This window comes from Pseudomonas laurylsulfatiphila, assembly GCF_002934665.1.
GTDB classification, from domain to species: Bacteria; Pseudomonadota; Gammaproteobacteria; order Pseudomonadales; family Pseudomonadaceae; genus Aquipseudomonas; species Aquipseudomonas laurylsulfatiphila.
In genome coordinates, this window is the sequence record NZ_NIRS01000009.1 from 260,073 (window position 1) to 282,120 (window position 22,048).

20 protein-coding genes are annotated in these 22,048 nt (G+C 59.9%); 4 read left to right on the forward strand and 16 right to left on the reverse strand.

Going from position 1 to position 22,048, the window contains the following annotated elements; genetic code table 11:
* Positions 1-38 precede the first annotated feature (38 nt).
* Entirely contained in the window at positions 39-506 is a 468-nt protein-coding gene (locus CD175_RS29375; protein WP_007970535.1) for a hypothetical protein, read from the forward strand.
* Complete coding sequence (locus tag CD175_RS29380; RefSeq protein WP_104451416.1) at positions 503-1,192, forward strand: energy-coupling factor ABC transporter permease; 690 nt, start codon at positions 503-505, stop codon at positions 1,190-1,192. The genes CD175_RS29375 and CD175_RS29380 overlap by 4 nt, the downstream gene beginning before the upstream one ends.
* Positions 1,193-1,210: 18 nt before the next feature.
* On the opposite strand, the gene yacG is transcribed toward CD175_RS29380, so the two are convergent.
* From yacG to CD175_RS29400, 4 genes are read right to left on the reverse strand one after another with little or no spacing between them, the layout of a single operon-like run.
* Positions 1,211-1,411: a DNA gyrase inhibitor YacG gene (gene yacG / locus CD175_RS29385; protein WP_007970539.1), complete on the reverse strand. Its 201-nt coding sequence runs from the start codon at positions 1,409-1,411 to the stop codon at positions 1,211-1,213.
* Positions 1,408-2,031: a dephospho-CoA kinase gene (coaE, locus tag CD175_RS29390; protein ID WP_104451417.1), complete on the reverse strand. Its 624-nt coding sequence runs from the start codon at positions 2,029-2,031 to the stop codon at positions 1,408-1,410. Before coaE ends, yacG begins: the two co-directional genes overlap by 4 nt.
* Positions 2,028-2,900, reverse strand: a complete 873-nt coding sequence (locus CD175_RS29395) for a prepilin peptidase (RefSeq protein WP_104451418.1) — start codon at positions 2,898-2,900, stop codon at positions 2,028-2,030. Before CD175_RS29395 ends, coaE begins: the two co-directional genes overlap by 4 nt.
* Before the next feature lies 1 nt (position 2,901).
* Positions 2,902-4,119 (reverse strand): type II secretion system F family protein, encoded by a 1,218-nt coding sequence (locus tag CD175_RS29400; RefSeq protein ID WP_104451419.1) that lies wholly within the window; start codon positions 4,117-4,119, stop codon positions 2,902-2,904.
* 227 nt (positions 4,120-4,346) lie between these two features.
* On the opposite strand from CD175_RS29400, the gene CD175_RS29405 reads away from it, so the two are divergent.
* Positions 4,347-4,769 (forward strand): pilin, encoded by a 423-nt coding sequence (locus CD175_RS29405; RefSeq protein ID WP_104451420.1) that lies wholly within the window; start codon positions 4,347-4,349, stop codon positions 4,767-4,769.
* A gap of 301 nt (positions 4,770-5,070) precedes the next feature.
* Complete coding sequence (locus CD175_RS29410) at positions 5,071-5,427, forward strand: BON domain-containing protein (RefSeq protein ID WP_104451421.1); 357 nt, start codon at positions 5,071-5,073, stop codon at positions 5,425-5,427.
* Positions 5,428-5,713: 286 nt separating this feature from the next.
* Here CD175_RS29410 and CD175_RS29415 read toward each other — a convergent pair whose 3' ends face one another.
* The 12 genes from CD175_RS29415 to CD175_RS29480 all read right to left on the reverse strand — a co-directional run bounded on the left by CD175_RS29415 (position 5,714) and on the right by CD175_RS29480 (position 22,041).
* Positions 5,714-6,007 (reverse strand): DUF2845 domain-containing protein, encoded by a 294-nt coding sequence (locus CD175_RS29415; protein WP_104451422.1) that lies wholly within the window; start codon positions 6,005-6,007, stop codon positions 5,714-5,716.
* Positions 6,007-8,964, reverse strand: coding sequence for a DUF748 domain-containing protein (locus CD175_RS29420; RefSeq protein ID WP_104451423.1), 2,958 nt, complete (start codon positions 8,962-8,964; stop codon positions 6,007-6,009). Before CD175_RS29420 ends, CD175_RS29415 begins: the two co-directional genes overlap by 1 nt.
* A gap of 93 nt (positions 8,965-9,057) precedes the next feature.
* Complete coding sequence (locus CD175_RS29425) at positions 9,058-10,074, reverse strand: class I SAM-dependent rRNA methyltransferase (protein ID WP_104451424.1); 1,017 nt, start codon at positions 10,072-10,074, stop codon at positions 9,058-9,060.
* 177 nt (positions 10,075-10,251) lie between these two features.
* Positions 10,252-11,124 (reverse strand): oxygenase MpaB family protein, encoded by an 873-nt coding sequence (locus CD175_RS29435; RefSeq protein ID WP_104451426.1) that lies wholly within the window; start codon positions 11,122-11,124, stop codon positions 10,252-10,254.
* 108 nt (positions 11,125-11,232) lie between these two features.
* Positions 11,233-13,170 (reverse strand): acetate--CoA ligase, encoded by a 1,938-nt coding sequence (acs, locus tag CD175_RS29440; RefSeq protein WP_104451427.1) that lies wholly within the window; start codon positions 13,168-13,170, stop codon positions 11,233-11,235.
* A 169-nt stretch (positions 13,171-13,339) separates the two neighbouring features.
* Positions 13,340-15,004: a glucose-6-phosphate isomerase gene (gene pgi / locus CD175_RS29445; RefSeq protein ID WP_104451428.1), complete on the reverse strand. Its 1,665-nt coding sequence runs from the start codon at positions 15,002-15,004 to the stop codon at positions 13,340-13,342.
* 229 nt (positions 15,005-15,233) lie between these two features.
* On the reverse strand, positions 15,234-15,614 hold the full coding sequence (panD, locus tag CD175_RS29450; protein ID WP_104451429.1) for an aspartate 1-decarboxylase: 381 nt from the start codon (positions 15,612-15,614) through the stop codon (positions 15,234-15,236).
* 185 nt (positions 15,615-15,799) lie between these two features.
* Positions 15,800-16,660, reverse strand: a complete 861-nt coding sequence (gene panC / locus CD175_RS29455; RefSeq protein WP_104451430.1) for a pantoate--beta-alanine ligase — start codon at positions 16,658-16,660, stop codon at positions 15,800-15,802.
* The gene (gene panB / locus CD175_RS29460) at positions 16,657-17,457 is read right to left on the reverse strand and encodes a 3-methyl-2-oxobutanoate hydroxymethyltransferase (protein WP_095965623.1); all 801 of its coding nucleotides are present in this window, start codon (positions 17,455-17,457) and stop codon (positions 16,657-16,659) included. Before panB ends, panC begins: the two co-directional genes overlap by 4 nt.
* A gap of 387 nt (positions 17,458-17,844) precedes the next feature.
* Positions 17,845-18,330, reverse strand: coding sequence for a 2-amino-4-hydroxy-6-hydroxymethyldihydropteridine diphosphokinase (folK, locus tag CD175_RS29465; protein ID WP_104451431.1), 486 nt, complete (start codon positions 18,328-18,330; stop codon positions 17,845-17,847).
* 3 nt (positions 18,331-18,333) lie between these two features.
* Complete coding sequence (locus CD175_RS29470; RefSeq protein WP_007971107.1) at positions 18,334-19,734, reverse strand: polynucleotide adenylyltransferase PcnB; 1,401 nt, start codon at positions 19,732-19,734, stop codon at positions 18,334-18,336.
* Positions 19,735-20,601: 867 nt separating this feature from the next.
* Positions 20,602-22,041 (reverse strand): sigma-54-dependent transcriptional regulator, encoded by a 1,440-nt coding sequence (locus CD175_RS29480; RefSeq protein ID WP_104451433.1) that lies wholly within the window; start codon positions 22,039-22,041, stop codon positions 20,602-20,604.
* Positions 22,042-22,048 lie beyond the last annotated feature (7 nt).

Here is a 22,048-nt window from a genome sequence, read left to right on the forward strand (position 1 = left end):
AGCCATTACGCGCCTGCGATAGAACAAGGGGGGGCAAGGTGAAATATTGGTCGCTATTAGTACTCAGTCTGCTGCCGCTGTGGGCCAATGCGCTGGAGGTCGGCGAGCGGCTGGCACCATGGACATTGCTTGACCAGTTCGATCAGGCCTTCACCCTCGACAGTCGCACTCAGACGCTGCTGGTGGCGCGCAGCATGGAGGCGGCGAAACTGGTCGATGCGGCGCTGCAAGGTCAGCCCAAAGGCTATCTGGAGGCCCGGCACGCGGTCTTTCTCGCGGACATCCAGCGAATGCCACGCCTGATCGCGAAAATGTTCGCAGTGCCGGCCATGCGCGATTACTCCTATCGGGTGATGCTGGATCGTGAAGGTCGTGTCGCACCGCGTTACCCCGGCGCTGTGGATAAAGTGTTGTGGTTACAGCTCAAGGATGGTCGATTGATGGACCAGCACGAATACGCCACGGCTGCGCAATTGCGTGAAGCGCTGGAGACGTCTGGTCCATGATAGGCGCTGAGCTGCTGTCACCGCAGAGCCTGACAGTCGGCTGGATGATCTATGTGCTGGTGCTGCTTTGGGCGATGTGGCGTGCGCCCTGGGTTGAACTGTTCACCGACAGCCGTCGCCAGCATTTATTGTTCGGCACGGTGTTCGCGTTGTTCATGCTGTGGCTGGTGCGGCGGGATTTCGATACCGGCGTGTCGTACCACTTCATTGGAATGACGGCGGTGACATTGCTGCTGGACTGGCCGCTGGCGATCGTTGGCGGGCTGGTCGCGCAGTTGGGGCTGGTGTTGCTCGGGCGTCAGGATCTGGTTGCGGTCGGGGTCAACGGTGCGTTGTTGATTGCACTGCCGGTGCTGGTCACCGAGTGCTGCGCGATCCTGGTGGAGCGGGCGCAGCCACGGAATCCCTTTGTGTATATCTTCGTTTCCGGATTCTTTGCCGCCGCGCTGTCGGCGTTGCTGTGTCTGCTGCTGGCGCTTTGGTTGCTATGGTTCGACGAGCGTTTTGCCATGCCGTACTGGCTGGAAGATTTTGTCGGATATCTATGGCTGATCATTTTTCCCGAAGCGTTTATCAACGGCATGATCGTCAGTGCGCTGGTCGTGTTTTGTCCGGAGTGGCTTGAGACGTTCAACCGCACCCGCTACCTCTCGGCCCCCTGGAAGGACGACGATCCCAAGCCCTGAAATCGTCGACCCGGTGGATCAGTGGCGCGGGTCGAAGTCACCGCTGAACATCTCGTCCTCGGCATCGGGAGCCACTGGAATCTTGTGTTCTTCGGACGCCCAGGCGCCCAGGTCGATCAGTTTGCAGCGATCGGAGCAGAATGGCCGGAATTTGCTCTCGGCGGTCCATTCCACGGGGGCGCCACAGGTTGGGCATTCGACGGTTGTTGGTTGGCTCATGACTGGCCTCCACGCAAAGTAAGATAAAAGTGATGCAGGCGTTCGACCTCGCTATGTAGCCAGGCAAGGTCGCGGTCGTTGACCACGACGTCGTCGGCATGGCTCACGCGATCCTGGCGGCTGGACTGGGCCTTGAGGATCGCCTGGACTTGCTGCTCGCTGGTCTGGTCACGTTGCAGGGTGCGTTCGATCTGCAATTGTTCCGGGGCATCGATCACCAGCACCCGTTGGGTCATGGCGTACTGGCCGGACTCGATCAGCAGCGGCGATACCAGAATCGCATAAGGTGATTTTGCCAGCGCCAGGTGATGAGCGATTTCCTCGCCGATCAGTGGATGCAGGAGGGCCTCCAGCCAGCGGCGCTCTTCAGGCACTTCGAAGATCAATTTGCGTAGCGCAGCGCGGTCCAGTTGTCCGTCGGTATGCAACACGCCGGGGCCGAAGTGTTCGGCGATTTGTGCCAGTGCCGGGCGTCCGGGTTCAACGACCCAGCGAGCGGCATGATCGGCGTCGACCACATGCACGCCCAGATCGATAAAGTGTTGGGCGGCCGCGCTTTTACCGCTGCCGATGCCGCCGGTCAGGCCGAGAATCCAGGGTTTTTCCACAGGGGTATTCATTTCAAACCGACATACTGCCAATAGAGATCGGTTATTTGACCACCCCAGAGCAAGGCAATCCAGCCGGCAATGGCCAGATAGGGACCGAAAGGGATAGGCGTCGAGGTTTTTGCATGGCGCAAGCGCAGGGTGATCAGCCCGATGATTGCTCCCACCAGCGAGGACAGGAGGACGGTCAGCGGCAAAATCTGCCAGCCACCCCAGGCGCCCAGCATCGCCAGCAGTTTGAAATCACCGTGACCCATGCCGTCCTTGCCGGTGATCAGTTTGAACAGCCAGAACACCGACCACAGCAGGCCGTAGCCGGCTATTGCCCCCCACAGTGCCTCGTGCAGCGACACGAACAGGCCGAAACTGTTAACGACCAACCCCAGCCACATCAATGGCAGCACCAGCACGTCCGGCAATATCTGATGCTCGGCGTCGATCAGGCTCATCGCCAGCAATCCCCAGCTCAGGACCAGTACCAGGCCGGCCGGCCAACCGAAGCCGAAGTGCCAGGCAACAAACGCCGATAACAACCCGCAGGCCAATTCGGTCAATGGATAGCGCGGGCTGATCGCCGCCGCACAGGCTGAACAGCGGCCGCGCAAAAACACATAACTGAGCAGCGGGATGTTTTCCCAGGCACGGATTCGGTGATGGCAATGCGGGCACTGGGAGTGGGGCAGCAACAGGTTGTAGGTCGGCAGCGGCGTTTCGCCAGGCAGCCCGAGAATGTCATGGGCCTGCTCACGCCAGTCCCGTTCGAGCATTTTCGGCAGGCGCCAGATCACGACATTGAGGAAGCTGCCGACCAGCAGGCCGGTGATGCCTGCGAGAAGGACAAAGGCCAGCGGAGAGTGAATCAGGATTTCATTCAAGGGCATGTCAGATCGCTGAGCCAAGTTGGAAGATGGGCAGGTACATGGCAACTACCAGTCCACCGACGATAACACCCAGCACCACCATGATGAACGGCTCCATCAGGCTGGTGAGGTTATCGACCATGTTATCGACGCTGTCTTCGTAGAATCCCGCGACTTTGTCGAGCATGGCGTCCAGGGTGCCTGACTCTTCGCCGATGGCCGTCATCTGTATCGCCATGTTCGGAAAGACGCCGGAGGTACGCATGGCGAAATTCAATTGCATGCCGGTCGAAACGTCTTGCCGGATGCGCAACACGGCGCGCTTAAACACGCTATTGCCGGTCGCGCCGGCCACTGATTGCAGGGCCTCCATCAGCGGCACGCCGGCAGCGAAAGTGGTCGACAGCGTGCGGGCGAACCGGGCCACGGCGGACTTGTGCATCAGGGTGCCCACCAGCGGCAGTTTCAGCAGCCAGGTGTCCATCCGGTCACGCAAGGCCGGGGACTTCCCGAGGGCGTGGCGCACGCCGAAGGCCATCGTGAACAGCGCGCCAAGGACCACCCACCACCAGGCCTGCATGAATTGCGACAGGCCTATGACCATCACGGTGAAGGCCGGCAGTTCGGCGCCGAAGCCTTTGAACACCGACTCGAACTGCGGCACGACATTGACCAGCAGAATCCCGGTGACAATCGCCGCGACAAACACCACCACCAGCGGGTAGGTCATGGCTTTTCGGATCCTGGCCTTGAGGGATTCGCTTTTTTCCTTGTAGGTCGCGACCCGCTCCAGAAGGGTGTCGAGGGCACCGGCCTGCTCGCCGGCATCCACCAGGTTGCAATACAGTTCATCGAAATACCGGGGCTTCTTGCGCAGGGCGGCGGCGAAGCTGCTGCCTGCCGCAACTTCCTGTTTCAGTTCGTCCACCAGCGTGCGCATGGCCGGATTGTCGAAGCCCTCGCCGATGATGTCGAAGGACTGCAACAACGGCACGCCGGCCTTCATCATCGTCGCCATTTGCCGGGTGAACAAGGCAATGTCCTGGGCCTTGATACGTTTGCCCATGCTGAAAACCGCTGGTTTTTTTTTGCGAACCTTGCCCGGACTGATGCCTTGCTTGCGCAGTTTCGCCTTGATCAGCGCCGGGTTTTGAGCGCTGAGTTCGCCGGTCACTTTTGTGCCTTTGCGGTCGATGCCTTCCCATGCATACACGCTGATTTTCGCTGCCTTGACCGCCATGTTCAGTCCTGGGTATTCCGATTGAGTTGCTCTTATAGCCTAGTCAAAGGATGGGGCCAAACCCGCCAGGGTGAGGTGACAAAAAGCGTCAGATAGTGCTGATCCTGGCGATGCGTAAGGGCCTTGCGACTACCACACCCCCTGCCAACAGGGGCTTCCGGCCTTGGCACAGGCTGTGCTGCCATGGGGCAGGTCATGAGCCTTCGACTCATGCATGGAGCTTGTACATGAACAATCAGAAAGGTTTTACCCTGATCGAGTTGCTCGTCGTGGTGGCGATCATCGGGATCCTGGCAACACTGGGCCTGCCGATGTATTCCAAGTACCAGGCCCGGGCCAAGGTCACGGCGGCGCTGGCCGAGCTGACTGCGATGAAAGTGCCGTTCGAGGATGTGGTCAATCAGGGGGAAACTCCGACAATTGCCAACGTGGCGCCCGCCGGTGCGGCATCGACCACCCATTGCACCCTGTCTGTGACGGCTACAACGCCGGAGGGAGCGGGATCAATCGTTTGTACGTTGCACAATGCCCCGGGGGTGGTCCAGGGCAAAACCGTCACCCTGACACGGGACGAAACCAAAGGCTGGTCGTGTGAAAGCAGCGTCTCTAAGGACTACCTGCCTAAAGGGTGTTCCGGTTCTGCGGCATGAGTTGTTGAATCAATTCCCCGCTTTTGCGGGGTTTTTCCTGTTTGTCGACTGGTCGTCAAAAGCCGCTCATAAAGCTCAGAAATTTCAGCATCTTAGGAACTTTCCATAAACCCGCAACTTGCATGCAGTGTTTGTGCATCTCGTGCATTTTGCATGATTCCGAAAATTGGCTGATTTTATAACTTATTGATTTATAAAGTTTTATTCTCTGTTTCAAAGTTGGCACAGCGTTCGCAATATCCCTGGTAACCCTGCCGACAAGACACCCGGCAGACTTTTCAGAAAAACAGGAGTTACTCGTATGAAGAAGTTCGCTATCGCTGCCGCTACTGCTACCGCGCTGACCCTTACCATGGCAAACGCGGCATTCGCCCAGACCACTCAAGCCACCCAGGCTCCAATGACCCTGGCGGCGGGTGAAATGACCAAGGCTACAGAAGCTACTTCCGATACCTGGATCACCACCAAAGTCAAAGCTGACCTGATGACCGAAAAAGGCATTCCAGGTAGCGACATCAAGGTTGAAACCAACAAAGGCGTGGTATCGCTGTCGTCGACCACCGCCGTGACCGATTCGCAAAAAGAAATGGCTGTGGCCATCACCAAGAAAATCAAAGGCGTCAAGGCGGTCTCCGCTGACGGCCTGAAAGCCGATTAAGGCAAGACTTCTCGCCTGGACCGGGAGAGGGCGCGACAGACGAGCCGAGTCATACATCTGTTGCAACCTGAGTGTTCATGCGAAGGGCCAAACGGATGTTGGCCACCACAGGCCCCGCGCACTTTTGCCGGGGCCTGTTTTATGTGTAGTGCTGGAAATTAATTTGTAGGAGCGAGCCTGCTCGCGATGACGGTCTTTCAGGCGACATCGATGTCGACTGTTTTGCCGCCATCGCGAGCAGGCTCGCTCCCACTTTGAAGAGTGTTCACATGAATTGGGGGTGGCTTCAGTTTCCGCGTTTGCTGGTGATCTGCTTCAGCCGATTGCCTTCGAACCGCAAGTATTGATACATGCCGCCATTCGGTCCGTAGGTCCATTCCTCGACCTGAAACTCCTCGCGTCGGTCTGCACTGCGCTTGTAACCCAGCAGGTCGCGACTCACCGGTTCACCGCATTTCTGCAAGACCTCACTCGAGCGATCACCGACGCTGATCAATTGGCTGCCACAGCGCAGGGTATCGGCCGCCCAGGCCTGGCTGGCGGATAGCGCCAGGACCAGGCCTGCCAGCCGCCGCATCATCACTCGGCATCCAGATGCATCGGTGTCACCACGCGGCCGTCACTTTCCGCTTCGCCCAGATTGGCGTCGATGAAGTACACCCGCTCATCTTCCAGTTTGGCCTTGTCGACCAGGTAATCCTTGATGCTGCTGGCGCGCTCCTGGCCCAGTTGACGCAGCAGTACGTCACTGGAGCTCCAGAACTTGATCACCTCGGCGCGCATTTTCGCGGTGCGCTCTTCCTTGCCCAGGTCCTTCCATTCGGCAGGGGGCTGGGTTTTAAGGCGGGTGCGGTAGATACCTTCGAGCAACGGACCTTTTTCCCCGTCCGGCACTTCCAGCAACGAAGCCTGGGCCGGGACCTTGTCACCGCGGCGCTGGAGCATTTTGTAGTAGTTGTACTGGTATTCCCGTTCCAGGCGTTGTTCGGCAATCAGCGGGCCATCGCTGCTCTTGGCGGCAGTGCCTTCGATTTCCAGGCGCAGGGCCGGGCGTTCCTTGAGCGCATTGGACAGTTTGTCCAGGGCGCCTTCAGCGTCCTTGCCCAATTCGCTGGAACCCGCCGCGAATGAAACGCTGCCCAAGTCTTCCGAACCGCCACCGTTGACCAGCCCGCCAATGAGTTTGAACGGTGCCGCAGCGGCTTTGACGATCAGGTTGCGCAGGGTCTGCCAGACAATCGGCATGATGCTGAACTGAGGGTTGTTCAGATCGCCGGTGACCGGCAGCTCGATGGAGATCTTGCCGTCGACGTCCTTGAGCAAGGCAATGGCCAGTTTCAGCGGCAGGCTCACGGCATCCGGGCTGTCGACTTTTTCACCCAGCTGCAGTTGCTCGACCACCACTTTGTTTTCGGCTTTGAGCTGCCCCTTGGTGATCTGGTAATGCAGGTCGAGATTGAGCCGGCCCTTGCGGATACGGTAGCCGGCGAACTTGCCGGAGTAGGGGGTCAGCGTGGTCAGTTCCACGCGTTTGAAGCTGGTGGCGATGTCGAGGCTGGCCATCGGGTCGAACGGATTGACCGAGCCCTTGATGGTCACCGGCGCGTAGCGGTCGACCTTGCCCTTGACGTCGACACTGGCCGGTTTCGGCTGGCGGCTGTCGATGGTGCCGATCTGCCCGTTGAGTTGCTGGATGGCGGTGGCGAAGTTCGGGGTCAGGCTGAAGTCGGCGAAGTTGGCCGAACCGTCATTGATGAAAATGCCGCCGATGTGGATGCCCAGCGGTTTTTCGTTGCTTGTCGGTTTGCTCGCTGCCGGTTTTGCCCCGGAGTCCGCCGGTTGCGGAATCAGCAGATCGTCGATGTTGGTGGTGCGATCATCGTTGATCATGAAACGCGCATAGGGCTGGAACAGGTTGACCTTGTCGATCGACAGGCTGTCCCCATGCTGATAGTTCAGGCCTTCGACCACGACCTGTTGCCACTTGAGGAAGTCGCGGGTTTTCAGGGTGTCCAGGGTATGCAACTGATCGACCTGGGCGCGACCGGTCACGTTGAAGGCCAGGGGCTCGGTGCTTTTGAGGTTGACCGCCAGATCGCTGCCGAGCATGCCGCTGCGCAGTTCCAGGCGAATGAATGGCGTGATGTAGGACTGGGCAACCCGCAGGTCGATGTCCCTGGTCTGCACCTTCAGCCTGGCGCTGACCGGGGCCAGGTTGACCTCGCCGTCGGCCATGATCTTGCCTTGCTTGCCCACGCCGGTATCGAGCTTGAGGGTAAAGGGCGAGCCGTTGAGGCTGTCGAAGTTTTGCAGGTCGAGGTTCAGCGGAGCCAGGTCCAGGGCGACGGCAGGCTGTGCCTTGCGGTCAGCCAGATGCACCTTGTAGTCGCGCAGTTGCACATCCTTGATCAGCACCTGCCAGGGTTTGTCGGGTGCGCCCGGTTCAGGTTTCGGTGAGTCTGCCGCCGCCGGAGTGCTGGCCGGTTCTGCATCCGCCTTGGCTTTGGCGGTGGATTTTGACGGTTGGCTGGCGAACAGTTTCTGCCAGTCGAGTTGGCCGTCCGGTTCCAGCGCGGCCCAGGTTTCCAGTTTGTGGCTGCGGATCTTGCCGACCACCACCTGCTGCCTGGCCAGGTCCACCGTGGTTTCGCTCACGTCCAGACGCTCAAGCTTTACCAGCGGCCGGCCATCCGGCGCCTTGATCGCGAAGGGGGCGACAGTGAGCGCGACATTGCTCAACAGCAGCTCGGTTTGCTTGGACAGACTGAGTTTGTAGTCGGTGCTGATGCTCATGATGCCGCTTTCGAGATCCAGTGGAACGGCATCGCGCACATAGGGCCAAAAGGCTTTCATCTTGCCATCAGTGATTTTCAGCTTACCTTCGGAGGCGATCGGGATCAGGCTGAAGTTGCCCGTCCAGTCGATCTGTCCGCCATTGGGGCCGACGGCCACCAGGGTCATGTCGGCACTGTCATCGGGCAGGGTGCTGAGGTTCTTCAGCTCGAAATCGAGGGAGTCGTAGAGAAACTCGATGGGCTCGCTGGGCCGGGCGTCTTCAAAGTGCACGGCGCCGCCGGCCAGCTTGATCCGCTCGATGCGCAGCGGAAACGGCTTGGCATCCGGGTCGGTCGGCGTGGATTCGCTTTCTGGCAGTTTGAACAACCCAAGCAGATTGAGTTTGCCGTCCTTGCCGAACAGGATTTCGGTCTTGGGCTTGTCCAGTTCGACATCGGACAGGTGCACCGCCTTGGTCCACAGGCTGTCGAGTTGCAGATTGGCGTACAAACGTTCGAAAGCGACCTGCTCCTTGCCGGGCTCGCCGATGTTCAAGCCCCAGAGGGTCAGTTCAAGGCTGAACGGATTGAACTCGATCCGCTGGATCGTGGCAGGGGTGGTGGCGTAGTTGGCCAGTTGCTGGTTGGCAATGCGCAACGCCACACCCGGTAAAATCAGAAAACCCAGCAAGCTGTAGAGAGCCAGAGCAGTCAACAAGGCGCCGATGGCGCGAATCAATCCTTTGTACATGTGCGGCTTCATCTGTCTGAATCGGAGTGCCTTGGAGTATGGCACGCGTTTCCGGTTCCGAAGTGATTGACCTGTCGAGGAAGTTTCAGATTTCTCCCACAGCTGTCAGAGCTGCAGAATCAGGGTTTTCAGCGGTGGTTGCTGATCCATCGACGGGAAATCGGCGCCTGGTTTCATCACGCTCCACTCACGCACCGGCCGCCCGGCCTTCTCTGCGCAACGCAACACCTGCTCGCGCCAATCGTCCATGCTGACTTTCGCCAGGTTGTTGCAGCAGATCAGCACGCCGTTGTCGGCGGTGGTCAACAAGGCCGGCTTGAGCAGGCTCTGATAGTCGCGCAGCAGATCGACTGTGCCGAATGCGCTCTTGGCCCAGGCCGGAGGGTCCAGGAGCACCAGATCGTACTGGCGCTGTTCCAGGCGCTGATAGCTCGGCAGTTTTTGCCCGCGGCGCTGGCTGATCGGCAGGCCGGCCAGTTGGCGAATGGCCGGGAAGTAGTCGGACTGGATAAATTCCATGGGCGGCAACTGCGGGTTGAGTTGGCCGTTCTCCCGACCAACCGCCAGGTTGCCTTCGGCGAAGTCCAGGTTGCACACCTCGCGCGCGCCGCCGGCGGCGGCACTGAGGCCGACGCCACAGGTGTAGGCGAACAGGTTCAGTACGCTTTTGTTCTTGCTGTGATCCTTGACCCAGCCACGGGTGTTGCGCAGGTCGAGGAACAGCAGCGGGTCTTGTCCGGCATGGCGACCACGCACCCTATAGTTCAGGCCCCATTCGTGGCCGACCAGGTCTTGCAGGGCGGCTTCGTCGGCGCGGTAGACGATGTCTTCGCGATCGATGCGCGAATTACCGCGGGAGCGGTCGTTGTAGACCAGCAGGGTTTCAAAACCCAGGTATTGATTGATCGCTTCGTGCAGTTGCAGCAGCGCCTCGCGCTCCAGCGGCTGGTGGAAACTTTGCACCAGCAATTGCGGGCCGTAGCGGTCGATGGTCAGGCCACCGGCACCTTCCTGGCTGCCGTGGAACAGGCGATAGCAGTCGGTGCCCTGCTGGTGCAGTTCGGCGAGCAGGTCCTGGCGTTGATCGAGGGCGGCGCGCAGCGCCTGATTCAAGGAAGACATGCTGGGCGCCTTGCAGGAGAGAATTGGGCGCGGGAGTTTAACAGTTTGGAGCTGGACCGAGGTGCTCCCTTCGCGAGCAGGCTCGCTCCCACACTGGATTCGTGTCGTACACGGGATCTGCGACCAACAAAAGTCCCCTGTGGGAGCGAGCCTGCTCGCGATGCTTTTCGGCTGTATCTAACTCATCAACCCCATCCGTCGCTTGGCCCGATGCACCGATCCATTACGCACCGCCCAGCGCAGCATTGGCGCGCTGCGATTGACGCTGGCGCGGATCAGCTTGCGTTGCAGCGGGTTCTGGCTGACGCCGAGCATGTCACTGGCCCAGTCCGGCAGCAGATCGATCCCTGCCTGCATCATCAGGCCGCCGAACGGCCTGGCCAAACGACTGGGAGAGGGCGCGTTCAACAACAGGCGCAGCACCTCGCGGCTGCGCTCGTCGCACAGCAGTTGCGGGCGGATGCGCTCAAGGTAGTCGGCAATTGCCTGCCGCGAACGGGGCACATCCCGGGCACCGAGACGCTCGGCGACCAAGGCGATCTCTGCGTAATAGCGATCCTGATCGACAGGGGACAGATGCGGGTTGCGATAGCGCAAATGCGCGGCGAGGAAGTTGCTGACCTCGGCGACGTGCACCCAGGTCAGCAGATCGGGATCGCTGGCGGCATAGGGGCGTCCATCCGGCGCCGTGCCGGTCACCTGCAAGTGAATGGTGCGAACCTTCTCGATCAACCAGTCGGCGTCCTGCCGCGAACCGAAGGTGGTGCCGGAGATGAACTGCCCGGTGCGGCGCAAGCGACCGAGCATGTCCTCCCGAAAATTCGAATGGTCCCAGACCCCGGCCAATGCCAGCGGGTGCAGGGCCTGCAGCATCAGGGCGCTGATGCCACCGATCAGCATGCTGCTGAAATCGCCATGGACCTGCCAGCTCACCGAGTCCGGTCCGAACAGCCCGGGGTCGCCCTTGGGGTTTTCCAGGTCGAGCTTGCCCAGGGACAAACCGGTCAGGCTCATGATCTGGGTTTCGATGCGGGTGCGGATGAATTCCATGGTGTCCCGGTTATTTCCTGTAGGAGCTGCCGCAGGCTGCGATCTTTTGACTTTGCTCTGTTGGATCAAAAGATCGCAGCCTGCGGCAGCTCCTACAAAGAGCGAGCATTATTGATGCAGGCGTTTATCGATCAGGCCCTGCACCACGCTCGGGTCGGCCAGGGTCGAAGTATCGCCCAGGCTATCGAGTTCGTTGCAGGCGATCTTGCGCAGAATGCGCCGCATGATCTTGCCTGAGCGGGTTTTCGGCAAGGCCGGCGCCCACTGGATCAAGTCCGGTTTGGCGAAATTGCCGATTTCCTTGCCGACCAGAGCCAGCAATTCCTGCTTCAGTTCATCGTTGGTTTCGACGCCGTTCATGGGCGTGACGAAGACATAGATGCCCTGGCCCTTGATGTCGTGGGGGTAACCGACCGCAGCGGCCTCGGCGATGCTGTCGTGCAGCACCAGGGCGCTTTCCACTTCGGCGGTGCCGATACGGTGGCCGGACACGTTGATCACATCGTCGATTCGCCCGGTGATCCAGTAGTCACCATCTTCATCGCGCCGCGCGCCATCGCCGGTGAAGTAGTACCCGGGATACGGCTTGAAATAGGTGTCGACCATGCGCTGTGGGTCGCCATAGATGCTACGGATCTGCGCCGGCCAGCTGGATTTTATGGCCAGTACGCCGCTGCCGGCGCCTTTGATTTCCTTGCCTTGCTCGTCGAGCAGCACCGGCTGCACACCGAACATCGGTTGTGTGGCGCAACCGGGCTTGATTCGTTGGGCGCTGACCAAAGGGCTGATCATGATGCCGCCGGTTTCGGTCTGCCACCAGGTATCGACGATCGGGCAACGCTCTTCGCCCACCTCATGGAAGTACCACTCCCACGCTTCCGGGTTGATCGGTTCGCCGACCGTACCGAGTAGCCTGACGCTGGCGCGGGAGGTTCCCTTCAACGCGGCGGGCCCTTCGCGCATCAACGAGCGCAGGGCTGTCGGGGCGGTGTAGAAAATGTTCACCTTGTGCTTGTCGATCACCTGCCAGAAGCGCGAGGTCGTCGGGTAGCTCGGCACGCCCTCGAAGATCAGCGTGGTCGCGCCGTTGGCCAGCGGACCGTAGACGATGTAGCTGTGGCCAGTGACCCAGCCGACATCGGCGGTGCACCAGAAGACTTCGCCATCGCGGTAATCGAGCACGTACTTGAAGGTCATCGCCGCTTGCAGCAGGTAGCCGCCGGTGGTGTGCAGTACGCCTTTGGGTTTACCGGTGCTGCCGGAGGTGTAGAGGATGAACAGCGGGGATTCGGCGTCCATCGGCTCGGGCGGGCAATCGGCGCTGGCTTCGTGCAGGGCCTGCTGGTACTTGATGTCCCGTCCTTCGACCCAGTTAACCTGTACATTTCTGCGCTCGACCACCAGCACGGTGCTCACGTTCGGGCAGCTTTGCAGCGCTTTGTCGACGTTCTGCTTGAGTGGCACGGGCCGTCCGCCGCGCACGCCTTCGTCGGCGGTGATCACGGTGCGGCAGTCGGCGTCGAGAATGCGGTCGCGCAACGAGTCCGGGGAGAAGCCGCCGAACACCACCGAGTGCACCGCGCCGATGCGGGTACAGGCAAGCATGGCGTAGGCCGCCTCGGGAATCATCGGCATGTAGATGCACACGCGGTCGCCTTTTTTCACGCCACGGCTTTTCAGCACGTTGGCCAGGCGGCAGACGTTTTCATGCAGTTGTTTGTAGGTGATCGATGTCGAGTCGGCAGGGTCGTCGCCTTCCCAGATGATGGCGACCTGATCGCCACGTTTCTCCAGGTGCCGATCGATGCAGTTGTAGCTGACATTCAATTGCGCACCGGTAAACCAGCTGGCCTCACCGGTCTTCAGGTTGTAGCGCTGGACGGTTTCCCAGGGCGCGCTCCAGTCGAGAAAACGCGTGGCCTGTTCGGCCCAGAAGGTGCTGGGGTGTTCAATGGATTCGCGGTACAGGCGCTGATAGTCGTCTTGACTCAATTGTGCAGCCCGGCGGACGGCATCGGCTTTGGGGAACTTGCTGATATCGAACATGACGGTTCCTTATTCTTGTTTTGCGACAAGAGGGGAGCTGCGCGACCCTCGTAGGAGCTGGCTTGCCAGCGAGGCGGTATGTCAGTCGACAATAATGTTGACTGATACACCGCGATCGTTGGCAAGCCAGCTCCTACAAGATTAGTACCGTCGTAGGTTTGGCGTTAAATCACCCGCGGTGACGACCGCGGAAGTAGTTGATCAAGCCTTGAGTGGACGGGTCTTCAGCCGCTGTTTCCTCGCTACCGACCAGGCGGTTGTAGACACCTTTGCCCAGCTCTTTGCCCAACTCCACGCCCCACTGGTCGAAGGCATTGATGCCCCAGATCACGCTTTGCACGAAGACTTTGTGTTCGTACATTGCCACCAGTGCGCCGAGGCGACGCGGGCTGATGCGCTCGACCACCAGGGTGTTGCTCGGACGATTGCCGGGGATCACCTTGTGCGGCGCGAGTTTGTGTATCTCGGCTTCGCTCATGCCTTTGTCGCGCAGCTCGGTTTCGGCTTCGGTCAGAGTCTTGCCGAGCATCAGCGCCTGGCTTTGCGACAGGCAGTTGGCGTACAGCCACTGGTGGTGGTCGGACACCGGATTGAAGCTGACGATCGGCACGATGAAGTCGGCCGGAATCAGTTGGGTGCCCTGGTGCAGCAGCTGGTGGTAGGCGTGCTGACCGTTGCAGCCGACGCCGCCCCAGATCACCGGCCCGGTGTCGGTGGACACGGGCTTGCCGTCCTGGCGCACGCTCTTGCCGTTGGATTCCATGTCCAGCTGTTGCAGGTGCTTGGTGATGTTACGCAGGTAGTGATCGTACGGCAGGATCGCGTGGCTTTGCGCACCCCAGAAGTTGCCGTACCACACGCCGAGCAGGGCCAGCAGCACCGGCATGTTCTGTTCGAACGGTGCGCTCTGGAAGTGCTGGTCCATGGTGTAGGCACCGGACAGCAGTTCCTTGAAGTTGGACATGCCGATGGCCAGGGCAATCGGCAAACCGATGGCCGACCACAGCGAGTAACGGCCGCCGACCCAGTCCCACATCGGGAAGATGTTTTCTTCGCGAATGCCGAACGCTACGGCGGCGGCGTTGTTGCTCGAGACCGCGATGAAATGGCGATACAGCTCGGCTTCCGAACCACCCTGGGCCAGATACCAGGCACGGGCGGCCTGGGCGTTCTTCAGGGTTTCGAGGGTGTTGAAGGATTTCGACGAAACGATGAACAGCGTGGTCTCGGCGCGCAGCTTCATGGTCAGTTCGTGGAACTCGCTGCCGTCGATGTTCGCCAGGTAATGGCAACGCACGCCTTTCTGGGCGTAGGACAGCAAGGCTTCGGACACCAGTTCCGGGCCGAGGAAGGAACCACCGATGCCGATGTTCACCACGTCGGTGATCGGCTTCTCGGTGTAACCGCGCCACAGGCCATCGTGGATACGGCCGACGAGGTCGGTGATCTGGTTCAGCACCTTGTGCACTTCCGGCATCACGTTGACGCCATTGACCGACAGCTTGTCGCCGACCGGGCGGCGAAGCGCGGTGTGCAGGGCTGGACGGCCTTCGGAAGCATTGACGATTTCGCCATCGAACAGCGATTTGATCGCGCCCTTGAGGTCGACTTCGTTGGCCAGGCCAACCAGCAGATTGCGGGTCTCGACGTTGATCAGGTTCTTCGAGTAGTCGAGAAACAGACCGCAGCTGCTGAGGGTGAATTGAGTAAAGCGCTGCGGGTCGGCGTTGAAGGCCTCCCGCATGCTGAAATCCTGCATGGCTTGGCGGTGGTCATTCAGCGCTTGCCAGGCGGGCAGAGCGGTCACGTCGTGAGGGGTGCGGTAATACGCCATCGCTGCTGGTTTCCTTTTTACTTGAACGGCTTTTTGAACACTAAAAAGCCCGGAGCGCTGCGGGTGGGCGTCCGGTCAACTGCGTCGACACGATTTTGTGGCGCAGGGCGAATACAGTAACTCTCGCGCTGCGATCTGTCTTGACTTTGTCTGACCCGTTCCCGGTACTTTTTTGTACAACGAACAGGGAACGGTCCGACAAACGGAAGGGATATGCGCTTCGGCTCGATCAGGCGACCTGAACCGGAATGGCGTTGCTGGTGTGGCTCAGCTCATTTCCCGGCGCCATGTAGAGCATGCTTGGCTTGAAATTGAGCAGTTCGGCTTCGCTGTAATGAGCGTAAGCGCAGATGATCACGCGATCACCGACCTTGGCCTTGTGCGCCGCGGCGCCATTGACCGAGATCATGCGCGAACCTTCTTCGCCACGGATGGCGTAGGTGGTGAAGCGCTCGCCGTTGTCGACGTTGTAGATCTGGATCTGTTCGTACTCGCGGATGCCGGACAGGTCCAGCCATTCACCGTCGATGGCGCAGGAGCCTTCGTAATCGAGTACAGCGTGGGTGACTTCGGCGCGATGCAGCTTGGCTTTGAGCATGATGGCGTGCATGAATGTTTCCCAGGTCGGCGGGCAAGTTGCCCGAAGGGTTTGTGGGCGTCAGTAAGGTCTGTATGGGCGCAGCAGAACCCCTGTGGGAGCGAGCCTGCTCGCGATAGCGGTGGATCAGGCAAAACTGTTGTGACTGAACATCCGCTATCGCGAGCAGGCTCGCTCCCACAGGATTATTGTGTTGGTCAGACGGGCGCGTCGAGGTTCAGGTGCAGGTTGTCGATCAACCGCGTCGTACCGAGGAACGCCGCCACCAGAATCACCAGGTCACGATCCTGCGCCGTCGCAGGGCGCAGGGTCAGGGCATGGCGAATTTCCAGATAGTCAGGACGCAGGCCAGCCGTTTCGAGCTGTTTGATCTGCGTGCCGATCAGTGCCGGGTAATCGCGTTCGCCCTGTTTGATCGCCTCGCTGATCGCATTCAGCGTGCGGTAGACCACCGGTGCCACTGCGCGTTGCTCTTCGTTGAGGAAACCGTTGCGCGACGACAGCGCCAGACCATCGGCCGCCCGTACGGTCGGCTCACCGATGATCTGGATCGGCATGTTCAGGTCATGTACCAGCGCGCGAATCACCGCCAGTTGCTGGAAGTCTTTCTCGCCAAAGATCGCCAGGTCCGGCTGAACCATGTTGAACAGCTTGCTGACCACCGTCGCCACGCCCTCGAAATGCCCAGGCCGGCTTGCGCCGCACAGGCCTTCGGACAACTGCGGGACACTGACGCGGGTCTGGCCGGCCATGCCGTCGGGATACATCTCCTCGACGGTTGGTGCGAACAGCAGATGGCAACCGGCCTGGAGCAGTTTTTCCTGGTCGGCGTTGAGAGTGCGCGGGTATTTGTCGAGGTCTTCGCCAGCACCGAATTGCAGCGGGTTGACGAAAACACTCGCCACCACGAAGTCCGCCCGTTGAGAGGCCTTGGTCACCAGCGCAACGTGGCCGCTGTGCAGGTTGCCCATGGTCGGCACAAAGGCAATGCGTTTACCTTCGCTACGGGCGCGGGCCACGGCGGCCCGCAGTTCGCGTACGGTCTTTACGGTGTTCATGCAGAGAATCCGTGTTCGATACCAGGGAAAGTCGCCGCCTTGACTTCAGTCACGTAGGCATTCAATGCAGCTTCAATGCTGGTCTGGCCAGTCATGAAGTTCTTTACGAATTTTGGCACGCGGCCGGTAATGGACAGCCCCAGCATGTCGTGCAGAACCAGCACCTGGCCATCGGTGCGATTGCCGGCGCCAATCCCGATCACCGGAATCTTCACCGCCTGGGTGATTTCTTCTGCCAGTTCGCTCGGGACGCACTCGAGCAGCAGCATGGCCGCGCCAGCCTGTTCCAGGGCGATCGCGTCGGCTCGCATCTGCCGCGCCTGGTTTTCATTGCGACCCTGGACCTTGTAGCCGCCAAGGATGTTCACCGACTGCGGCGTCAGGCCCATGTGCGCGCAGACAGGGATGCCGCGCTCGGCCAGCAGGCGAATCGAGTCGGCCAGCCACAATGCGCCTTCAACCTTGACCATGTGCGCGCCGGCCTGCATCAACAGGGCGCTGTTGGTCATGGCTTGTTCGGTGGTGGCGTAGGCCATGAAAGGCAGGTCGGCGAGGATCAGGGCATCGCTGTTACCGCGTTTGACGGCAGCCACGTGGTAAGCCATTTCTGCGGTGGTGACAGGCAAGGTGCTGTCGTGGCCCTGCAAAACCATGCCGAGGGAGTCGCCCACCAGCAGCACTTCGACGCCGGCCTGGTTGCAGGCGTGGGCGAAGGTTGCGTCGTAGCAGGTCAGCATGGTGATCTTTTCACCTTTTTGCTTCAGACCTTGCAGGGTGGTCAGGGTGATGGCTGGCATGAAAAGTTCCTCATTCAGGCGCTGTGGAAACTACTGCGAGTAACGCGCGTGATTCTTCGTTGAACACAGGCGCACGCTCTTTCGTCGTGCTTTTAAGGCCTGGATTGCGCCCTTGAACGCCGTGTTGGCGGCAGCGGGACGCCTATAGTCGTGAGGAGAACGAGGGAAGTCAATTGCGTGTGTTACCGCATTGTTACGGGTGGGGTGTTACCGGCGTAACTGATGCGATTCAGCAGGTTTGTTCGATTCGGCGGTCAGCCGCACTTTTGTGTTCGCCACAAACCAATGTGGGAGCGAGCCTGCTCGCGATGGCGGTGTGTCAGTCCATATCCATGTTGAATGTACTACCGCTATCGCGAGCAGGCTCGCTCCCACAGGGGATTTGGGTCAGTTCGGGGGAAGGCGTTCCAGCCCGACGAACGGGCAGGCGGCCAGCAATTCGCGGAGGTTACGGCCATCAGCCAGGCGCAAATCCACAGGTGCCAATTCCGCCAGCGGATACAGCACGAAGGCCCGTTCCTGCATGTGGTAGTGGGGAACCTTGAGACGCGGTTCGTCGATCAGGCGATCACCGAACAGCAATATATCGAGGTCCAGCGTACGCGGTCCCCAGCGTTCAAGGCGCTCGCGACCCTGGCCGTTTTCGATGGCCTGCAAGGCATCCAGCAGTTCCAGTGGCGCCAGCGTACTGTCGAGCGCGGCCACCGCATTGGTGTAGCGCGGTTGTCCGGGAAGCAGCGAGTCGCTTTGATAAAACGCAGAAACCCCAACCAGTCGGGATCGCGGCAAGTACGCCAGCGCCTCGGCAGCGCTGCGCAATTGTTCGGCAGGGTCAGCCAGATTGCTGCCCATGCCGATGTAGATGCGTTCCATGGATTACTCGCCCGTGGTGCTCGAAGCACCGGCGGCGCGCTTGCGCTTGGAACCACCGCTGCGGCGACGCTTGCGCGGGGCGCCGGTGCCTTCTTCCTTGCCGCTGAGATCGCGGATCATGTCGCGGCGCTCGCTTTCATTGGCGTCCTGATAGTCGGTCCACCATTCGCCGAGGCCGTCAGTCTGCTCGCCTGCACTCTCGCGCAACAGCAGGAAGTCATAGCCGGCGCGGAAGCGCGGATTGTCCAGCAACAGATCAGCACGCTTGCCGCTGCGGCGCGGCAGGCGTTCCTGCATGTCCCAGATCTCGCGGATCGGCATGGTGAAGCGTTTCGGAATCGCGATTCGCTGGCACTGTTCGGCAATCAGCTCATGCGCCGCTTCCTGCATCGCCGGAATTGGCGGCATGCCACGCTCCTGCAGGCGCAGGACGCGCGCAGGCAGGGCAGGCCAGAGCAGGGCCGCAAACAGGAACGCCGGGGTGACCGGCTTGTTCTGCTTGATCCGCAGGTCGGTATTGATCAGGGCTTCGCTGATCAGGGTGTGGGTGTAGGTCGGGTTGTATTCCAGTGCTTCGGCGCTGGCCGGGAACAGTGGATCGAACAACTGCAAGTCGACCAGCATTTCAAACGTATCCGCGGCGTGGCCAGAGAGGAACAGCTTGAGCACTTCTTCGAACAGGCGAGCCGACGGGATCTCGCGCAGCATCGGCGCCAGGTCGCGGATCGGCAGGGCACTGTGTTTTTCGATACCGAAGTTCAGCTTGGCGGCGAAACGCACGGCCCGCAGCATGCGTACCGGGTCCTCCTGGTAGCGTTGCTTCGGATCGCCGATCAGGCGGATCAGGTGATTGCGGATATCGTGTACGCCGTTGGCGTAGTCGAGGATGCGCTCGCTGACCGGATCGTAATACAGGGCATTGATGGTGAAGTCGCGACGTTGCGCGTCTTCTTCCAGGGTGCCATAGACGTTATCGCGGAGGATGCGCCCGCTTTCGTTGCGCGAAGACTGGTTGCTGTCTTCCTCGTCTTCGTTTTGCGGGTGATTGGCGCGGAAGGTCGCGACTTCGATGATTTCGCGGCCAAAGTGGATGTGCACCAATTTGAACCGACGCCCGATGATTCGCGCGTTACGGAATTCGGCCCGTACCTGCTCGGGGGTGGCGCTGGTGGCAACGTCGAAATCTTTCGGTGTAATGCCCAGCAACATGTCGCGCACGCAGCCGCCCACCAGGTAAGCCTGATAACCGGCGCTCTGCAGGCGTTCCACGATATTCACCGCGTAGCGGCTGAATTGCGCCTTTTGCAGCGAGTGTTGGCCGCTGTTGAGCACTTCAGGCGTGCTGCGAATGTGTTGCGTAGGACGCTTGGGAGAACGGAATGACTGGAACAGCTTCTTCAGCATGGGATGCACTGTTTGAAGGAATATTCGGCCATAACAGAAGAATGACCGCATGATGGGCGGGGATTCTAGCATTTAGTCGGGGGATGGTGTAGGACACAGCAGATATGAGCTGTAGGTCCGTAGGAGCGAGCTTGCTCGCGATGGACGTGAACGATGACGCGTTCAGCCAGCTACCCAACTGCGCCTTCAGGTTATTCGCGAGCAAGCTCGCTCCTACAGGTACAGGTACAGGTACAGGTACAGGTACAGGTACAGGTACAGGTACAGGTACAGGAAGTGGGTGTGGGGCTTGAATCGTAGAAACTACAAGGGGAGCCGAAGCTCCCCAAGAAGTAGTTGCATGCTCTATTTTTATTTTTGGTTTCGGGCTTTTTGTTTTTGTTAAGTGCCCTTGCCATGAAGCTTTCCTTCATGACCCTCCCAATCGGGAGCCAAGAGCAAACGGATTGCTTTGGTCGCTGAATTGCAGTGATCTTTCGATCCAACCAGTACAGGCTCTGTCTTAGGACAGTTTTTGTTGTTCTCGGCCTGGTCGTGGGGCAAGCCCCAAATACAACGCCTCTCCAAAAGAATCAGTTAGCTGCGCCTCTCGCCGTCTTGTTTTTATTGTGCGTGAGTCGATTCGTCTTATTTTTATTGTCTTGTGCATTGCTTGTTATTGTTCTTGTACCAAACATATAGCAGGGTGCGTGCCAACTTTTGCGAAACCCAATAAAACAAGGGGTTAGGCCGGCTGCCAGGCATTTCGAAGGCGAAAAAAAGCCGGGGCTTCGTTACCGTAAGCCCCGGCTTCTGTTACGTGAAAAAGCTGAGGTAACAGTTTTTTTCACAATGTCACGTGTTACCCGCACATGAGACAGGTGGGGTTCAGCTTTCGCTGGCCACCCCGGTCTTGCGCCGTGGGATGCCCAGGCGCTGACGGCGCTCCCACAGGCATTTGCGGCTGACCCCGAGTTTGCGGGCCAGCTCGGTTTCGGTCATGTGGTCCTGATGTTCGAGGACGAAATGCTGGAAGTAGTCTTCCAGAGAGAGGTCTTCGGTCGGCTCGTGATTGTTGTTGCTGGCGTTGCCGTTGCCCTGTTGGGGCGGCAGGCCAATGAATTCGTCATCTTCCAGGTCGCCCAGTTCGATGTCGATGCCCAGCAACTCGGCAGAGATTTCCGGGCTTTCGCACAGGATAACCGCGCGCTCGACGGCGTTTTCCAGTTCGCGAACGTTGCCCGGCCAGGAGTAGTGACGAATGGCTTGCTCGGCATCCGCGGCGAACTTCAGGTCGGTTCGGTTGATTCGCGCACTTTGCCGTGCCAGGAAGGCGTTGGCGATTTCGTTGACGTCCGCACCGCGTTCGCGCAGGGCTGGCAGCTTCAGCGCAATAACGTGGAGGCGGTAATACAAGTCTTCGCGGAACTGGCCGATCTTCGCCAGGCTCTTGAGGTCGCGGTGGGTCGCGGCGATCAGGCGCACATCGACTTTTTGCGACTGCACCGAACCTACGCGACGAATTTCGCCTTCCTGCAATACGCGCAGCAGGCGAGCCTGGGCTTCCAGCGGCAGTTCGCCAATTTCGTCGAGGAACAAGGTGCCGCCGTCCGCCGCTTCCACCAGGCCGGCGCGCCCTGCGCTGGCGCCGGTGAATGCGCCTTTTTCGTGGCCGAACAGTTCGGACTCGATCAGGCTTTCCGGAATGGCTGCGCAGTTCACCGAAATCATCGGTGCCTTGGCGCGTCTGGACAGGTTGTGCAGGGCGCGGGCCACCAGTTCTTTACCGGTGCCCGATTCGCCCTGGATCAGCACGTTGGAATCGGTCGGCGCGACTTTGCGGATCTTGCCATACAGGTCCTGCATCGGCGGGCATGAGCCGATAATGCCGATTTCACCGTTGCTGTTGTCGGCACCGGACTTCGCCGCACCGTTGGCGGCTTTGCCGGCAACCGCTTCACCACCGGTTTGTGCCGTTTGTCGGTCACGCAGGATTCGTGCGGCGGCTTGCAGCATTTCGTCGTGATCGAATGGCTTGGCAATGTAATCCACCGCACCCATTTTCATCGAGTCGACTGCCGAGCGCAGGCTCGCGTAGCTGGTCATGATCAGCACCGGCGTACCCTGGGCGAGCTTGATCAACTCTGTGCCAGGCGCGCCCGGCAAGCGCAGGTCACTGACGATCAGGTCGAACGAGGGAATGGTGAAGCGTTCTTGTGCTTCCTGCACTGAACCGGCTTCGCTGACCTGGTACTGGTTACGTTCCAGCAGGCGGCGCAAGGCGGAGCGGATAATGGTTTCGTCTTCGACGATCAAAATGTGCGGCATTGATTCG